This window comes from Streptomyces sp. GDS52, assembly GCF_052246875.1.
In the GTDB taxonomy this organism is placed as follows: domain Bacteria; phylum Actinomycetota; class Actinomycetes; order Streptomycetales; family Streptomycetaceae; genus Streptomyces; species Streptomyces cathayae.
In genome coordinates this window covers 6,666,600-6,681,699 of the sequence record NZ_CM125966.1, presented here as the reverse complement: position 1 = coordinate 6,681,699, position 15,100 = coordinate 6,666,600, and the positions used below count along the sequence as shown (strand labels likewise).

The following is a 15,100-nucleotide window of genomic DNA, read 5'->3' as shown; positions in this document are numbered from 1 at the left end:
GCCCCCTCCTTTTCGTCAGGGAGCACCGTCAGCGGGCGATGTCGGGGCCCAACGGCCCCCCTTGCCCGGGCCTGCCGGCACCTCCCACCAGGGGCCCCGCGGTCGGACGCTGGACACATCAGGCCCCTGACGGAGGAGGACGGTGTCATGGTCCGTTACGTGTACGACTTCACCGAGGGCGGTCGTGAGATGGTCGGCCTGCTCGGCGGCAAGGGCTCGAACCTGGCCGAGATGACACGGCTCGGGCTGCCGGTCCCGCCGGGTTTCGTCATCACCACCGAGGCCTGCCGGGCCTTCCTCACCACCGGGGGCGAGCCCATGGGCATGTCGCGGGAGGTCTCCGACTACTTGAAGGCCGTCGAGAAGGCCGCAGGCCGACGGCTGGGACAGCGGGACGACCCGCTGCTGCTGTCCGTCCGCTCAGGGGCCCGCTTCTCCATGCCCGGCATGATGGAGACGATCCTCGACATCGGGCTGAACGACGACTCCGTCCTGGGCCTGGCCAAGGTCTCCGGCAGCGAACGCTTCGCCTGGGACTCCTACCGCCGCCTCGTCCAGATGTTCGGCAGCACGGTCATGGGTGTCGACGCCGCCCTGTTCGAGCAGGCCATGGCCGAGCTCAAGGACCTGCGTGGCGCCCCGGACGACATGCACCTGGATGCCGGTGACCTCGCCGAGCTGGTGGAGACGTACAAGACCGTGATCCGTCGGGAAACCGGTGAGAGCTTCCCGCAGTCTCCCGCCGAGCAACTGCACCGGGCGATCCTGGCCGTCTTCGAGTCCTGGAACGGGGAGCGGGCACGCCTGTACCGCCGGCGCGAGCACATCCCCGACGATCTGGGCACCGCCGTCAGCGTGCAGCGCATGGTCTTCGGCAACCTCGGCTCCGACTCCGGCAGCGGCGTCGCCTTCACCCGTGACCCGGCCACCGGGCACCCCGGACCGTACGGCGACTACCTGTCCAACGCCCAGGGTGAGGATGTCGTCGCCGGCATCCGCAACACCGTGCCCCTGAGCGAGCTGGAGCGGCTGGACCCCACGTCGTACGCCCGGCTGTGCGCCCACATGCGGACGCTGGAGCGGCACTACCGCGATCTGTGCGACATCGAGTTCACCATCGAGCGCGGCACGCTGTGGATGCTCCAGACCCGGGTCGGCAAGCGCACCGCCGAGGCGTCCTTCGCCCTTGCCGCCGCCCTCACCGACGAGGGACTCATCACCCCGGACGAGAGCCTTGCCCGGGTGAGCGGCGAGGGACTGACCCGGCTCATGTTCCCACGCTTCGACACCTCGGGGAACGGAGATCCGCTCGCCCGCGGCCTCCCGGCGTCTCCGGGTGCCGCGGTCGGAGCGGCCGTCTTCCACTCGGCGGAGGCCGTACGACGTGCCGCGGCCGGCGAGAAGGTGATCCTGGTCCGCCAGGAGACGACCCCCGACGACCTGCCCGGCATGATCGCCGCCCAGGCCGTACTCACCAGCCGCGGCGGCAAGACCAGCCATGCGGCCGTGGTCGCCCGCGGCATGGGCAAAGTCTGCGTGTGCGGCGCCGAGGATCTCGAGGTGGACACGGAGGCCCAGCGCTTCACCGCCCCTGACGGCACCGTCGTCGAAGAGGGCACGGTCATCTCCGTGGACGGCTCCGCCGGTGCCGTGTATCCGGGGTCGGTGCCCCTCGTCGACTCGGCGGTCATGCGGTTCCTGGAGACCGGCGACACCGGCGACACCGGCGAGGGATCAGCCGGGGTGGTCGACGCGGTGGCGCGCGCCCTGGCCCGGGCCGACACCGTCCGGCGGCTGGAGGTGCGGGCCAACGCCGACACCCCTGAGGACGCCGTGCGAGCCCGCCGGTTCGGTGCTCAGGGCATCGGGCTGTGCCGCACCGAGCACATGTTCCTCGGCGAGCGCCGCAAGCTTGTCGAGGAGATGATCCTGGCGCGCTCGGACACCGAACGCCACGGGGCTCTGGCGGCGTTGCTGCCGCTCCAGCGTCAGGACTTCGTCGGCATCCTCGAGGCGATGGACGGCCTTCCGGTCACCATTCGCCTGCTGGACCCGCCGCTGCACGAGTTCCTGCCCGACCGGACAGAACTCGCGGTGCGGATCGCCGCGGCCGAGGCGCGCGGCGACCTGCCGGTCGCGCGCGACGTCGAACTGCTGGCCGCGGTGAACCGGATGCACGAGGAGAACCCGATGCTCGGGCTGCGGGGCGTGCGCCTCGGTCTGGTGGTTCCCGGCCTGGTCGCCATGCAGGTACGGGCCATCGGCGAGGCCGTCGCCGAACGCACCCGGGCCGACGGCGCTCCCCAGGCGGAGATCATGGTCCCGCTCGTCGGGGACGTGCGGGAACTGCGGATCGTGCGCGAGGAGGTGCAGCGGGTGCTCGCCGAGGTCTCCGAGGCGTCCGGCGTCCCCGTCACCTGCCCCGTCGGGACCATGATCGAGCTGCCCAGGGCGGCGCTGACGGCGGGCCGGATCGCCGAGGAGGCGGAGTTCTTCTCCTTCGGCACCAATGACCTGACCCAGACCACGTGGGGGTTCTCCCGCGACGACGTCGAGGCGGAGTTCTTCTCCGCCTATCTCGACAAGGGTGTCTTCCCCACCTCCCCGTTCGAGACGATCGACCAGGACGGCGTGGGCCGGCTCGTCGGGATCGCGGTCGCCGAGGGCCGCACCACCCGGCCGGAGCTGAAGATCGGTGTGTGCGGCGAACACGGCGGCGACCCCGAATCGGTTCACTTCTTCCACGCCGCCGGCCTGGACTACGTCTCCTGCTCGCCGTTCCGGGTTCCGGTGGCACGGTTGGAGGCCGGGCGGGCAGCGTTGGAGGAGGCCGATATAAGCGACAGCAGGTGAACCGGTGTGAAGTGTCTCGTCGGGCTGCAGCGCACCGGCCGCGCACCCGTGGTGCAGGTCGTGGGCCGATCGGCCCCTCACCGGGCCCTGCTGGGCCCGGTCAGGTGGTCATCACCCGCTGGGGCCTGTGGTGGCCGTCGGAGTTCTCCGTCGTCCGGGAGATCCGGGTCGAGAGCCGGGCGACGGTGCGGCGCCGACAGCGCGCAGGCACGTGCACGCCTCCTTCCACGGCACGGAGCAGACGCACAGCGAGCGGCACGAGGGGGCGGCGGGAACGTGGCCGGAGAGGATGACCACTTCGTCGTACACCTCCACACGGACCGGCTCCATCGGCACCGGGAACCGGTCGGCGACCACCTCGGCGCTGATCTCCCTGGAGATCTCCTCGTCGTCGCGGAGGAACACCTCCAGCAGACCGGTACGGCTGACGACGCCCTTCACCATGGCTTCGTCGTCGACCACCGGCAACGGCTCGACCCGCTGCCGGGTCATGACGCGGGCGGCCCCGGCGAGGGGGACGTCGGCGGTGACGGTCACGGCCGGGGTGATCACCGGTTCCTCCGCGGTGACCGCGGCGGCCGGCCCACGGTCCCCGGCCCCGAGGTGCGGTTGCTCCCCGGCGACGAGTTGCTGACCGTGTCCCGCGAAGCGAGCGAGCAGGAGGTCCACGCGGCGTTCCGGTGACCTGGGGCCCTGCACCGTACCGGGCCGCAGGTCACTGCTTCGGGGTCACTGCTTCTCGGAGCGCACGATCACCACCGGGCAGCTCGCGTGCTGGGACACGTGCTGGCTGACGGAGCCGAGCAGTGCGCGCGCGAATCCGCCCCTGCCCCGGCTGCCGACGACCAGGACCTCGGCTCCTTCGGCGGCCCGCAGCAGAACGTCGGCGGGATTGCCGTGCACCACACGGGTCCGGACCGAGTCGGCCGTGTCCGCGCCGAGCACGTCGGTCAGCTCCCGGCTCATCTTCTGCCGGGTCTCGTCCTCGTCGACGTCCATGTCCACGGCGGGCGCCGACCAGCCGTACAGGCCCGGCAGCTCCCACACCGCGATCGCGTCCACGGTGCCGCCGACGAGACCGGCGTAGCGCACGGCCCAGCGCAGAGCCTCGTACGAGGACTGCGACCCGTCGACACCGACCACCACCCGGCGTTCGGAGGCATCTTTGTCCATGCGTCCCACCTCTCCTTCAGCGTACGTGCCCACCGCGCCGGTCCGCCCCTGCTCTCCACGCTGCGGGAGCCGTCGCCACAGCGCCAGAGGTGCGCATCCGGCGGCATGACGGACGGCGGTGCGTCGCCGTACGCAAAGCGGGTCGTCCGGTCGGATCCCACGCCCTCACGCGTTCAGCCAAGAGCCGTCACCCGTCAGCCCTCAGATCGGAGCATGCCGCGACCTGCTCACTGCCGTTCGGGCACGGCTGCGGCCGGGCGCCGCGTTCGTCACGGGTCTCCTTCGGCTGGGGTGGGGGTGCGCTCGTGGTGCTGGTCGGGGGCGCGCCCTCCAGGAGACCTCCGGATCGAGGACGGAGATCGAGCGGAGCGCTGCCCCACGGCGTTCACGATGCACGACGGCGGTGGTACCTGCGGCACCCGCGGCGGCCGGCCTGCCGCCGCCCAGGCCCTGACCAGGCAGGTACGGGAGCCGGGCGGGGGGAGTGCTCTCCTCACCCGGGTCGCCCACCGCACCCACGCGTACCCGCCATCGCCCGATCCGGCCGACTGCACGCTGCCCCTGGCTTTCCGACGAGGAGCACCGTGACGGACCCTGGGCGTGGCGGGCCGGAGGCCAGGCGAGGAGCATGGGGCCATGCGGCCCTGGATCCGCCCGATGAATCGTCGGATCCTGGACGCGAGGAGAGGAGAGTACGCACGCGGCCGACCGGGCAGGTGGCGTCGTTGCCGGCTGCTCCACGCCGCGAGCCCGCCGACGGTGAGGACTGCCATGGGTCACGTCAACCGCGCCGGCCGTTCCCACCGGGCCGGCAGGGAGAAGCCGGTGCCCGGACCTGCCTCGGCGCAGACGGCGGCATCCTGGCTCGAACCCGCTCTCCTGGCCGTCACGGCCTCGGCGCTGACGGCGGGGGGCGTTCTCTGGCTGCTGGGCGACACCGACGCCGCCGATCTGTGCTGGGCTCTGGGCACGGCTTCCGCCGTCGTCCCCGCGGTCGGCTGGGTTCTGACCTCGCTGCGGCGCGGTCACGCCGGTGTGGACCTCATCGCGGTCCTGGCACTCGGCGGCACCCTGGCCGTCGGCGAGTACCTCGCCGGTGCGCTGATCGGTCTGATGCTGGCCACCGGCCGCGCACTGGAGGCCACCGCCCAGCGGCGTGCCTCCCGTGACCTGCGTGCGCTGCTCGCGCACGCGCCCCGCACCGCCCGCCGACGCACCGGCACCGAGGTCCGCCCGGTCCCCCTCGCCGAAGTCGCCGTGGGGGACCTGCTCGTCGTCGGCGCGGGCGAGGTCGTTCCGGTCGACGGGCAGGTGGTGGGCCCGGCGGCCGTCCTCGACGAGTCGGTACTCACGGGCGAGTCGGCGCCGGTGGAGCGGGGGTCCGGGCACACCGTGCGCAGCGGAGTCGTCAACGCGGGCGGGGCCTTCGAGTTGCGGGCCACCGCGACCGAGCAGGACAGCACCTATGCCGGGATCGTGCGGCTGGCCCGGCAGGCGGGTGCGGAGGCGGCCCCGGTCGTCCGCCTGGCCGACCGCTACGCGGCGTGGTTCCTGCCTCTCTCGGTGGCGGTCGCAGGGCTGGCCTGGCTGTTCAGCGGCTCCGCAGTGCGGGCCGTCGCGGTGCTGGTGGTCGCCACTCCCTGCCCGCTGCTGCTCGCCGCCCCGGTGGCGATCGTCTCCGGACTGTCCCGGGCGTCCCGGCTGGGTGTGGTGGTCCGGGACGGTGGCGCCCTGGAGCGCCTGGGACGGGCCCGAACGCTGCTGCTCGACAAGACCGGCACCCTGACCGGCGGTCGCCCGCGCGTTCTCGATGTGACCGCGGGCCCCGGCTGGAAACCCGCCGAGGTGTTGCGGCTGGCGGCCACCGTCGACCAGTACTCGCCACACGTCCTGGCCCACGCCATCGTCGACGCGGCCCATGAGCGCGAGCTGGAGCCGTCGGTGGCGACGGACGTGTCGGAGGAGGCCGGCCGGGGCGCGCACGGCGTGGTCGAGGGCCGCAGGGTGACCGTCGGCCGCCTGGAGCCCGGTACGCCGGTCCCGGACTGGGCGCGGGCGGCGGAGAACCGGGCGCTGTTGGACGGGGCCGCCGTCGCCTGGCTCACCGTCGACGGCCTCCCGGTGGGGGCCGTCCTGCTGCGTGATCCACTGCGCCACGACGCGCCGCGGACCCTGCGACGGCTGCGTACGGCGGGCATGGAGCGGATCGTGATGCTCACCGGCGACCGGCCCGAGCCCGCCCGCGAGCTCGCCGCCGTCCTCGGACTCGACGGCGTACGGGCCGAACTGACCCCGGCGGACAAGGTGGCCGAGGTCCGCGCGGAACGCCGGCGTGCCGTCACCGTCATGGTCGGCGACGGGGTGAACGACGCGCCCGCGCTCGCCGCCGCGGACGTCGGCGTGGCGATGGGGGCACGGGGTTCCACCGCCTCCTCCGAGGCCGCGGACATCGTCCTCACCACCGACCGCGTGGACCGGCTGGCCGACGCCACGTCGATCGCGGTACGGGCGCGCCGCATCGCCGTGCAGAGCGCCCTCGGAGGCATGCTGCTGTCCCTGGCTGCCATGGGCGCGGCCGCCATGGGACTGCTGCCGCCGACGGTGGGTGCCCTGTTGCAGGAGGCAATCGACGTGGCGGTCATCCTCAACGCGCTGCGCGCCCTGCGCGTGGACCAAGGGGCCCGGCCCGCCCTGGAACCCGCCGCCGAGGCCCTGATCCACCGTTTCGCGGCCGAGCACGAGGACCTGCAGGACGTGTTGCAGGCCGTGCGCGACGCGGCGGCCCGGCTCTCGGCTCCCGGCCAGGAAGCGCAGGCCCTGGAATTGGTACGCGAGGTGAACCGGCTGCTCATCGAGCGGCTGCTGCCGCACGAGTACGCCGAGGAGCACCAGCTCTATCCGGCTCTCGGACCCACACTCGGCGGCCCCGAGGCGACGGCGACCATGAGCCGCGCCCACGCCGAGATCGAACGGCTCTCCGGGCGGGTGGCCACCCACGTGGCACTCGCCGAAGCACAGGGCGCGCTGAAGTCCGAGCAGCTCGAGGACCTGCGCGCCTGCCTGTACGGTCTGCACACCGTGCTGCGGCTGCACTTCACGCAGGAGGAGGAGAACTACTTCTCCCTGGCTCCCTGACCGTGGGCATGCCCCCTCGGTCGACCCGTGGGCCGGCCCCCGTCAGTCGTGCGGCACGATCACCACCGGGCAGCCGACGTCGTGGATCACGGCGTGGGTGACCGGGCCGGTGCGCGAGACCTTCGGCCGGTCGGTGAGCCGGTGGCCGACGACCAGCAGTTCCGCTCCGGACGCCGCCTTCAGAAGGGCTCCGGACGGCTCGGCCTCCACCGTCGTCTCCACCACCTCGACCTCGGGGTACTTCTCGCGCCACACCTGGAGCACGGCGGACAGGAAGCCCAGCCACTCCTCGGCCCGCTGCGGACCGCCCACCAGGCCCACCTCGCCGGGGCCCAGGGTGAGCGGGCCGGGCACGCGCCAGGCGTGCAGGACCCTCAGCCGCGCGTGCCGCAGGCGGGCCGCCGCGAAGGCGAACGCGATCACCTCGTCGCACGGTTCCGTGACGTCGACGCCGAGGACCACGTCCCGCCGCCCGGTGCCGGCCGCCTGCTCTGCCCCGGCCGTACCGGCCCGTACCAGGACGACGGGCCGGGTGGCCTTCGCCACCACGCCGAGCGCGACCGACCCCAGGAGCAGACCGGTGACGCGCCCCAGCCCGCGCGAGCCCAGCACCAGCAGGTCGGCGCCGTCCGCCGCCTCCACCAGGGCGGCGGTCGCCGGTCCCGCGACCTGCTCGGCGTGCAACGGCACCTCGGGGCACACGGCGCGGACGCGGTCCTCCGCCTCCCGCAGGACCCGCCGCGCCAGGTGCCGCTCGCTCGCCTGCGCGCTCTCCGCCCGCTCCTGGTCCGGGTGCCAGCTGCGCGCGTGCAGCAGCCGCAGGGCCCGCCCGCGGCGCACGGCCTCGTGGGCCGCCCACTCGGCGGCTGCCAGGCTTTCGGCGGAACCGTCGACGCCGACGACAACGGGCGACAGCATGACATACACCTCCAGAACAAGGCCTTCCCCCTCGCCACCAGCGTCACGCGGGAAGCGACGTTCGGAACAGGGGCTACCGGGTGCGCCCGAGGGGCCATCAGACCCATGTCTCCTGCCCGCCCACGGGACGGCCACCCGGATCGTGCGGCACGACCGCCACCGGGCACTGCGCGTGGTGCAGCAGCGTGTGGCTCGCCCGGCCGAGCTGGAGGCCGAAGCGGCCCTGGTGGCGCCGCGCGCCGACGATCACCAGATCGGCGGCGGCCGACCGGAGCACGAGGACCTTCGAGGCCGGGCCTTCGACCGTCGCGCGGCGCACCCGGACGCCCGGGTGGGCGGCCATCGCGTCGCGCAGCAGCTCGTCGAGCAGGAGGGAAGCCTCCTCCTCGTGCTGACGCTCCGGTCCCCCGGCCGACGCCGGGTGGTCGGTGGTCTCGTACGCCGGGCAGCGCCAGGCGCGCACGACGTCCAGGACACACCCGCGGGCCTCCGCCTCGCGGAAGGCGAAATCCACCGCCTCACCGCTCGTGCCGGGGTCCCCCGCGCCGAGCAGAATCCGCTCGTGGGCGCCGGCCAGACCGGCCGTGTCGCCTCGCACGACGGCCACCGGGCAGTGCGCCCGCGCGGCCACGGCGAGCCCGACCGAGCCCAGGAGCAGTCCCTTCAACTCGCCGCGACCCCGCGATCCGGTCACCAGGAGCGAGGCGCTGTCGCCCTCGCGCAGTAGGACGTGGGCCGCCTCCTCAGGGAGGATCGCGGTGGAGACCTTGATCTGCGGATTGCGCCGGTGAGCACGTTCCGCGGCGGAGGCGACGATGTGCTCGGCCGACACACGCGCCGAGGGCCTTTCGCCCACCGGGGAAAAGGTGCCTTCGGAGCCCTCCCAGAGGGAGGCGTGCACCAGCCGCAGCGGCATTTTGTGCCGGGCCGCCTCGTCCACGGCCCAGTCGACCGCCAGGAGGCTGGGACCCGATCCGTCGACGCCCACGACCAAGGGCCATTGGGTCATGGTGTCCACCACCTTTCTTCACACTGCCGCAGGGCTGCCTCACGGGCGGCCCGATCGGCAGCGGTGAGGCTTTCGCACGAGCCGTCCGAACCGATGGTGACGGTGGGAAGCGTCATGGGCCTCCCGGTGAGGTGTGGCTCCCCTCTCGTGGCCCTCAACCCGTGACGGGAGGTGCCGTTGGTCCCTGAGCGGATCCGGCCGTTCCTGCTCTCCGCCGAGAGGGTCGGCCGGCCCTCTCGGCAGGGCCGTCCGGCCCTACAGCCGGCGGGCGGGCAGCGGTGTCATGGAAATGAGCCGAGGGCCACAAAAGACACGGAGGAGCGGAGCGAAACCGCGCACCGTGCAATGAGGGCCCGCAAGAAGCGGGCGGCCCTCGGCTCCATCGAGGCCGGCAGATGCCGCCCGTCCATTGGTCCGGGCGCTCCACGCGGGCCGACGTGCGACCGGCGCCATGCTCCGCGACCCTGGAGATCAAGGGCAGTGCCGCGAGGAGCACCCATGGACTGGGAAACGATCCACAAGGACACCGCACCGGTCGTTCCGCCTCGGCTCACCGACTACGAACGGGTCCGCTCGACGTTCACCTGGGCTCAGGCCCGCACTGCGCTGGCCGGGTTGCCCGGCGGCGGGCTGAACATCGCACACGAGGCAGTGGACCGGCATGCGGCCTCGGATCGGGCGGACAAGGTCGCGCTGCGGTGCATCGCCCGGGACAACGCCGTCGCCGATGTCACGTACGCCGAACTGGCCCGGCGTACGGCCCGCTTCGCGAACGTGCTGCGGACACTCGGCGTCGGCCACGGCGACCGGGTGTTCACGCTGCTCGGCCGCTGCCCCGAGCTCTACACCACGGTGCTGGGCGCGCTGAAGAACACCGGCGTGCTCTGCCCGCTGTTCTCCGCGTTCGGCCCCGACCCGGTGGAGCAGCGGCTGCGTCTCGGCGACGCCCGGGTGCTCGTGACCACGGCGGCCCTCTACCGGAAGAAGGTGGCCGACCGCCGGCACTCGCTGCCCGGCCTGGAACACGTCCTGATCGTCGGGCCGGGCGCCGAGGATCTGCCCGGCACCGTCTCCTTCGACGCGCTGCTGTCCGCCGCCGCGGACACCTTCACGATCCCGCCGACCTCGCCCGGAGACATGGCCCTGCTGCACTTCACCAGCGGCACCACGGGCACCCCCAAGGGCGCGGTCCATGTCCACGAGGCGGTGGTCGCCCACCATGCCACGGCCGCGTACGCGCTCGATCTGCACCCCGGGGACGTGTACTGGTGCACCGCCGACCCCGGCTGGGTCACGGGCATGTCGTACGGCATCGTCGCCCCGCTGGTGCACGGCGTGACGGTGGTCGTCGACGAGGGCGACTACGACGCCCGCCGCTGGTACCGGATCCTCGGCGAGCAGCGGGTCACCGTCTGGTACACGGCGCCCACCGCGCTGCGCATGCTCATGCGTGCGACACCACGTCAGGGCCCGTACGACCTGCCGCGCTCCTACGACCTGTCGGCCCTGCGCCTCATCGCCTCCGTCGGGGAACCCCTCAACCCCGAGGCCGTCGTGTGGGGCCGGGATGTGCTGGGCCTGCCGGTGCACGACAACTGGTGGCAGACGGAGACCGGCTGCATCATGATCGCGAACTACGCGGCCTGTGACATCCGGCCCGGCTCGATGGGCCGCCCGCTGCCCGGCGTCGAGGCGACCGTGCTGAGGACCGGCGAGGACGGCCGGACGCTGGTCAGCGACGGCCGGGTCACGGAAGTGCAGAGCCCCGACGAAAAGGGTGAGCTGGCGCTGCGCCCCGGCTGGCCGTCGATGTTCCGCGGCTATCTGCACGACAAGGAGCGCTACGACGCCGCCTTCACCGACGGCTGGTACCTGACCGGCGACCTGGTGCGACGGGACGCGGACGGCTGGTACTGGTTCGTGGGACGCGCCGACGACGTGATCAAGTCGGCGGGGCATCTGATCGGCCCGTTCGAGGTGGAGAGCGCTCTGATGGAGCACCCGGCGGTCGCGGAGGCCGGGGTGATCGGACGGCCGGACCCCGTGGCCGGGAACATCGTCAAGGCCTTCGTGTCGCTGCGCCCCGGCGTCGGCCCCTCCCCGGATCTGGAGCGCGAGTTGCTGGGCTTCGCCCGTCGGCGGCTGGGCCCGGCCGTCGCGCCCAGGGAGATCGCGTTCGACCAGAACCTGCCCAGGACCCGCAGCGGCAAGGTCATGCGCCGGCTGCTGCGTGCGCGTGAACTCGGTCTGCCTACCGGCGACTTGTCGACCTTGGAGGGATCCGCATGAGCGCGGCCCGACCCACCACCCGCACCGGCAAGGACTCGGCGCCCCCGAAGCCCGGCAGGAAGACCGCGACGGCCGAGCGGAAGGCGGACACCGGACCCCCACCGGTCGGCCGACCGGATGTCCGGCGCCGAACGGACCTGCTGACGGCCATGCTGCGCATCCGGCGCTTCGAGGAGCGATGCGTCGAGTTGTACAGCGCCGCGAAGATCCGCGGCTTCGTCCACCTCTACATCGGTGAGGAGGCCGTCGCCGTCGGCGTCAACGAGGCGCTGACCCCCGAGGACGCGGTCGTCTCCACCTACCGCGAACACGGCCACGCGCTGGCCCGTGGCCTCACGGCCGAGGCCGTCATGGCCGAGATGTACGGCAAGGCGACCGGCTGCAGCGGCGGCCGGGGCGGATCCATGCACCTGTTCGACGCGAGCCGCCGCTTCTACGGCGGCAGCGCGATCGTCGCCGGTGGTCTTCCCCTGGCCGCCGGTCTCGCCCTCGCCGACCGGATGCGCGGCATGCCCCGCGTCACCTGCTGTTTCTTCGGCGACGGCGCCTTCGCCGAGGGCGAGTTCCACGAGACGGCGAACCTCGCCGCCCTGTGGAACCTGCCCCTGCTACTGGTCTGCGAGAACAACCTGTACGCCATGGGAACGGCGCTCACGCGCGAACACGCCCAGACCGACCTGGCGATGCGCGCCGCCTCCTACGGCATGCCCGCCTGGGCCGTGGACGGCATGGACGTCGACGCCGTCGAACAGTCCGCCCGGCGGGCCGTCGAAGGCATCAGGGCAGGCACCGGACCACACTTCCTGGAGCTGCGCACCTACCGGTTCCGCGCCCATTCCATGTACGACCCGGACCGCTACCGCAAGAAGGCGGAGATCGAGGAGTGGAAGTCCCGGGACCCGATCGACCGGCTGACGCACCTCATGCGTGACAACGGCGAGCTCGACGACTCAGAACTCACCCGGATCGAGCAGCGGATCACCGACGAGATCGACCGCGCCGTGGATGCGGCCGAGCAAGCACCCGAGGAGCCGGTCGAGGACCTGCTCCGCCACGTCACCAGTACCTCGGCCGAGGAAGTGAGCCGACCGTGAACGCGGTCGCGACGGAGGGGACGAAGACGACGTACCGGGAGGCGATGCGCGAGGCCCTGCGGGAAGCCCTGCGCTCCGACGACCGGGTCTTCCTCATGGGCGAGGACGTCGGCAGGTACGGCGGCTGTTTCGGCGTCAGCCTCGGGCTGCTGGAGGAGTTCGGACCGGACCGCGTTCGCGACACCCCGCTCTCGGAGTCCGCGTTCGTGGGGGCCGGCATCGGCGCCGCTCTGGCCGGGATGCGGCCCGTCGTCGAGATCATGACCGTCAACTTCAGCCTGCTCGCCCTCGACCAGCTCCTCAACAACGCCGCCACCCTGCTGCACATGTCGGGTGGCCAGCTGCCCGTGCCGCTGGTCATCCGCATGACGACGGGCGCGGGGCGGCAGCTCGCGGCGCAGCACTCGCACAGCCTGGAAGGCTTCTACGCACACATTCCCGGCATCCGCGTGCTCGCCCCGGCCACGCTCGAGGACGCACGCCACATGCTCGCCCCCGCGCTCGCCGACCCCGACCCGGTGGTGGTCTTCGAGCACGGCAGCCTCTACAACGCCTCCGGCGAACTCCTCCCGCCGACGGCCCCCGTGGACCTGGACCATGCCGCGATCCGCAGACCCGGCACCGACATCTCCCTGATCACGTACGGCGGTTCGCTGCCCAAGGCACGCGCGGCGGCGGACGAGCTGGCCGCCGAGGGTATCGACGCCGAGGTGATCGACCTGCGCACGCTGCGGCCCCTCGACAGTGCGACCGTCACCGCGTCCGTGGCCCGTACCCACCGTGCGGTGATCGTCGACGAGGCATGGCGCACGGGGAGTCTCGCCGCCGAGGTGTCCGCCCGCATCGCCGAGGAGTCGTTCTACGACCTGGACGCCCCCGTCGAGCGGGTGTGCAGCGCCGAGGTGCCCATCCCGTACGCCCGGCAGTTGGAAGAGGCCGCCCTGCCACAGACCGCCGACATCGTCGCGGCCGCACACCGGGCGGTGGACTGATCATGGGCGAGTTCACCATGCCGTCACTCGGCGCCGACATGGACGAGGGCACGCTGGTGGAATGGCTGGTGGGACCCGGCGACCGCATCCGCAGAGGCGATCCGGTCGCGGTCATCGAAACCGCGAAGTCCACGATCGAGGTGGAGTGCTTCGAGAGCGGAGCGATGGGACGGCTGCTCGTCGAGCCGGGCACGACGGTACCGGTGGGCACGCCGCTCGCGCTGATCGAGTCGGCGGCAGAAGGGCGCGGGGAACCGGAGAGAGCCCGGAAGGCCCAGGGGAAACCACAGGCCCCGCCCGCCCCTGAGCACGCGAGGCCCGCCAGAACCTCCGAGCCCTCCCCTGCCCGCACGCCGGTGCCGTCCGGGGGCCGGGACCGCGGACACGTCGGGGCCGGCCCGTTGATCCGGCGCCTCGCGGAGCAGAGCGGCGTCGATCTCACGGCCCTCGACGGCTCCGGGCCGGCAGGGCGTGTCACCCGGGCCGACATCGAGCGGGCAGCGGCAGCCACGACCGCTGCCCGGCCCTCGCGCATACGGGCCACTCCCCTCGCCCGCCGACGCGCCGCCGAGCTGGGTGTCGACCTGTCCGCGGTGACCGGCACCGGCAAAGATTCCGCCATCCGCGCCGAAGACGTGAGCAAGGCGGCCTCCGGTCATGCTGCCGCGCCCCCACCGCCGCGCCGGACCACCGCTGCCGTGCGTGCTTCCCACCCTCCCGAGGACCAGGCGTCGGGCATGCGCCAGGTGATCGCACGCCTGATGACCCGCGCCAACCGGGACATCCCGCACTACTACCTGTCCACCACCGTCGACATGGCCACCGCGATGGACTGGCTGCACGACCACAACCGGCGCAGTCCGATGTCCGAACGACTGCTTCCGGCGGCCCTGTTGCTCAAGGCGGCCGCCCTCGCGGCACACGAGGTGCCCGAGCTCAACGGCTTCTGGACCGACGACCGCTTCGCCGCTGCTCAGGACATCCATCTCGGCGTGGCGGTGTCCCTTCGGGGCGGGGGACTCGTCGCACCCGCCCTGCACCGGGCAGACACCCTCGGACTGCCCGAGCTGATGACCGCCTTGAAAGACCTGGTGTCACGCGCCCGCACGGGCAGGCTGCGCGGTTCCGAAGTGTCCGACGCCACGATCACGGTCACCCACCTGGGCGACCAGGGCGTGGAAACCGTGTTCGGCGTGATTCATCCGCCGCAGGTGGCCCTGGTCGGCTTCGGGCGGGTGGTCGACCGGCCGTGCGCCGTCGACGGCCTGCTGGGCGTACGTCCCGTCGTCACGGCCACCCTCTCGGCGGACCACCGGGCGACGGACGGCGCCGTCGGGGCCCGCTATCTGACAACGCTCGACCGTCTCTTGCAGAATCCGGAGAAGCTGTGAACCGAACCGACGCGCTGAACGTGGTCAAGGAGTCGATCGCCCAGGTCATTCCTGACGCCGACCTGGCCACTCTGGGTCCCGACGAGGCGTTTCGGGACGCGCTCGAGATGGATTCGCTGGACTTCCTGACCTACATCGAGATCCTGGGCGAACGGACCGGCATGCGGATCGACGACGAGGACACACCGCAGCTCACCACGCTGTCCGGCAGCGCCGACTTCCTCGTCGCCCACGGGAGGTGAGAGC

Annotated in this window: 11 protein-coding genes; 7 read left to right on the top strand and 4 right to left on the bottom strand. The window is 72.6% G+C overall.

Translation table 11 applies throughout. The features are described from left to right. Window positions 1–147: 147 nt before the first annotated feature. Complete coding sequence (ppdK, locus tag ACTWJ9_RS30610; protein WP_443295002.1) at window positions 148–2,853, top strand: pyruvate, phosphate dikinase; 2,706 nt, start codon at window positions 148–150, stop codon at window positions 2,851–2,853. Between the two features lie 111 nt (window positions 2,854–2,964). Here the strand turns inward: ppdK and ACTWJ9_RS30605 are convergent, their stop codons facing one another. Then, complete coding sequence (locus ACTWJ9_RS30605) at window positions 2,965–3,522, bottom strand: CBS domain-containing protein (RefSeq protein WP_443295001.1); 558 nt, start codon at window positions 3,520–3,522, stop codon at window positions 2,965–2,967. A 60-nt stretch (window positions 3,523–3,582) separates the two neighbouring features. Beyond that, entirely contained in the window at window positions 3,583–4,026 is a 444-nt protein-coding gene (locus tag ACTWJ9_RS30600; RefSeq protein ID WP_279337528.1) for a universal stress protein, read from the bottom strand. A 771-nt stretch (window positions 4,027–4,797) separates the two neighbouring features. On the opposite strand from ACTWJ9_RS30600, the gene ACTWJ9_RS30595 reads away from it, so the two are divergent. Continuing rightward, the gene (locus ACTWJ9_RS30595) at window positions 4,798–7,161 is read left to right on the top strand and encodes a heavy metal translocating P-type ATPase (protein ID WP_388708971.1); all 2,364 of its coding nucleotides are present in this window, start codon (window positions 4,798–4,800) and stop codon (window positions 7,159–7,161) included. Window positions 7,162–7,203: 42 nt separating this feature from the next. Here the strand turns inward: ACTWJ9_RS30595 and ACTWJ9_RS30590 are convergent, their stop codons facing one another. Both ACTWJ9_RS30590 and ACTWJ9_RS30585 read right to left on the bottom strand, forming a co-directional pair. After that, entirely contained in the window at window positions 7,204–8,079 is an 876-nt protein-coding gene (locus ACTWJ9_RS30590; RefSeq protein ID WP_443295000.1) for a universal stress protein, read from the bottom strand. Between the two features lie 97 nt (window positions 8,080–8,176). Then, window positions 8,177–9,088, bottom strand: coding sequence for a universal stress protein (locus ACTWJ9_RS30585; RefSeq protein WP_443294999.1), 912 nt, complete (start codon window positions 9,086–9,088; stop codon window positions 8,177–8,179). 498 nt (window positions 9,089–9,586) lie between these two features. Here ACTWJ9_RS30585 and acsA point away from each other — a divergent pair, with 498 nt between their 5' ends. From acsA to ACTWJ9_RS30560, 5 genes are read left to right on the top strand one after another with little or no spacing between them, the layout of a single operon-like run. Then, on the top strand, window positions 9,587–11,377 hold the full coding sequence (gene acsA / locus ACTWJ9_RS30580) for an acetate--CoA ligase (RefSeq protein WP_443294998.1): 1,791 nt from the start codon (window positions 9,587–9,589) through the stop codon (window positions 11,375–11,377). After that, entirely contained in the window at window positions 11,374–12,471 is a 1,098-nt protein-coding gene (pdhA, locus tag ACTWJ9_RS30575) for a pyruvate dehydrogenase (acetyl-transferring) E1 component subunit alpha (protein ID WP_279337523.1), read from the top strand. Before acsA ends, pdhA begins: the two co-directional genes overlap by 4 nt. Then, a complete protein-coding gene (locus ACTWJ9_RS30570; protein WP_443294997.1) occupies window positions 12,468–13,463 on the top strand; it encodes an alpha-ketoacid dehydrogenase subunit beta in 996 nt (331 codons plus the stop codon). The genes pdhA and ACTWJ9_RS30570 overlap by 4 nt, the downstream gene beginning before the upstream one ends. 2 nt (window positions 13,464–13,465) lie before the next feature. Beyond that, complete coding sequence (locus ACTWJ9_RS30565; protein WP_388708983.1) at window positions 13,466–14,854, top strand: 2-oxo acid dehydrogenase subunit E2; 1,389 nt, start codon at window positions 13,466–13,468, stop codon at window positions 14,852–14,854. Beyond that, window positions 14,851–15,096: an acyl carrier protein gene (locus ACTWJ9_RS30560; protein WP_279337519.1), complete on the top strand. Its 246-nt coding sequence runs from the start codon at window positions 14,851–14,853 to the stop codon at window positions 15,094–15,096. Before ACTWJ9_RS30565 ends, ACTWJ9_RS30560 begins: the two co-directional genes overlap by 4 nt. The last annotated feature ends 4 nt before the right edge of the window (window positions 15,097–15,100 follow it).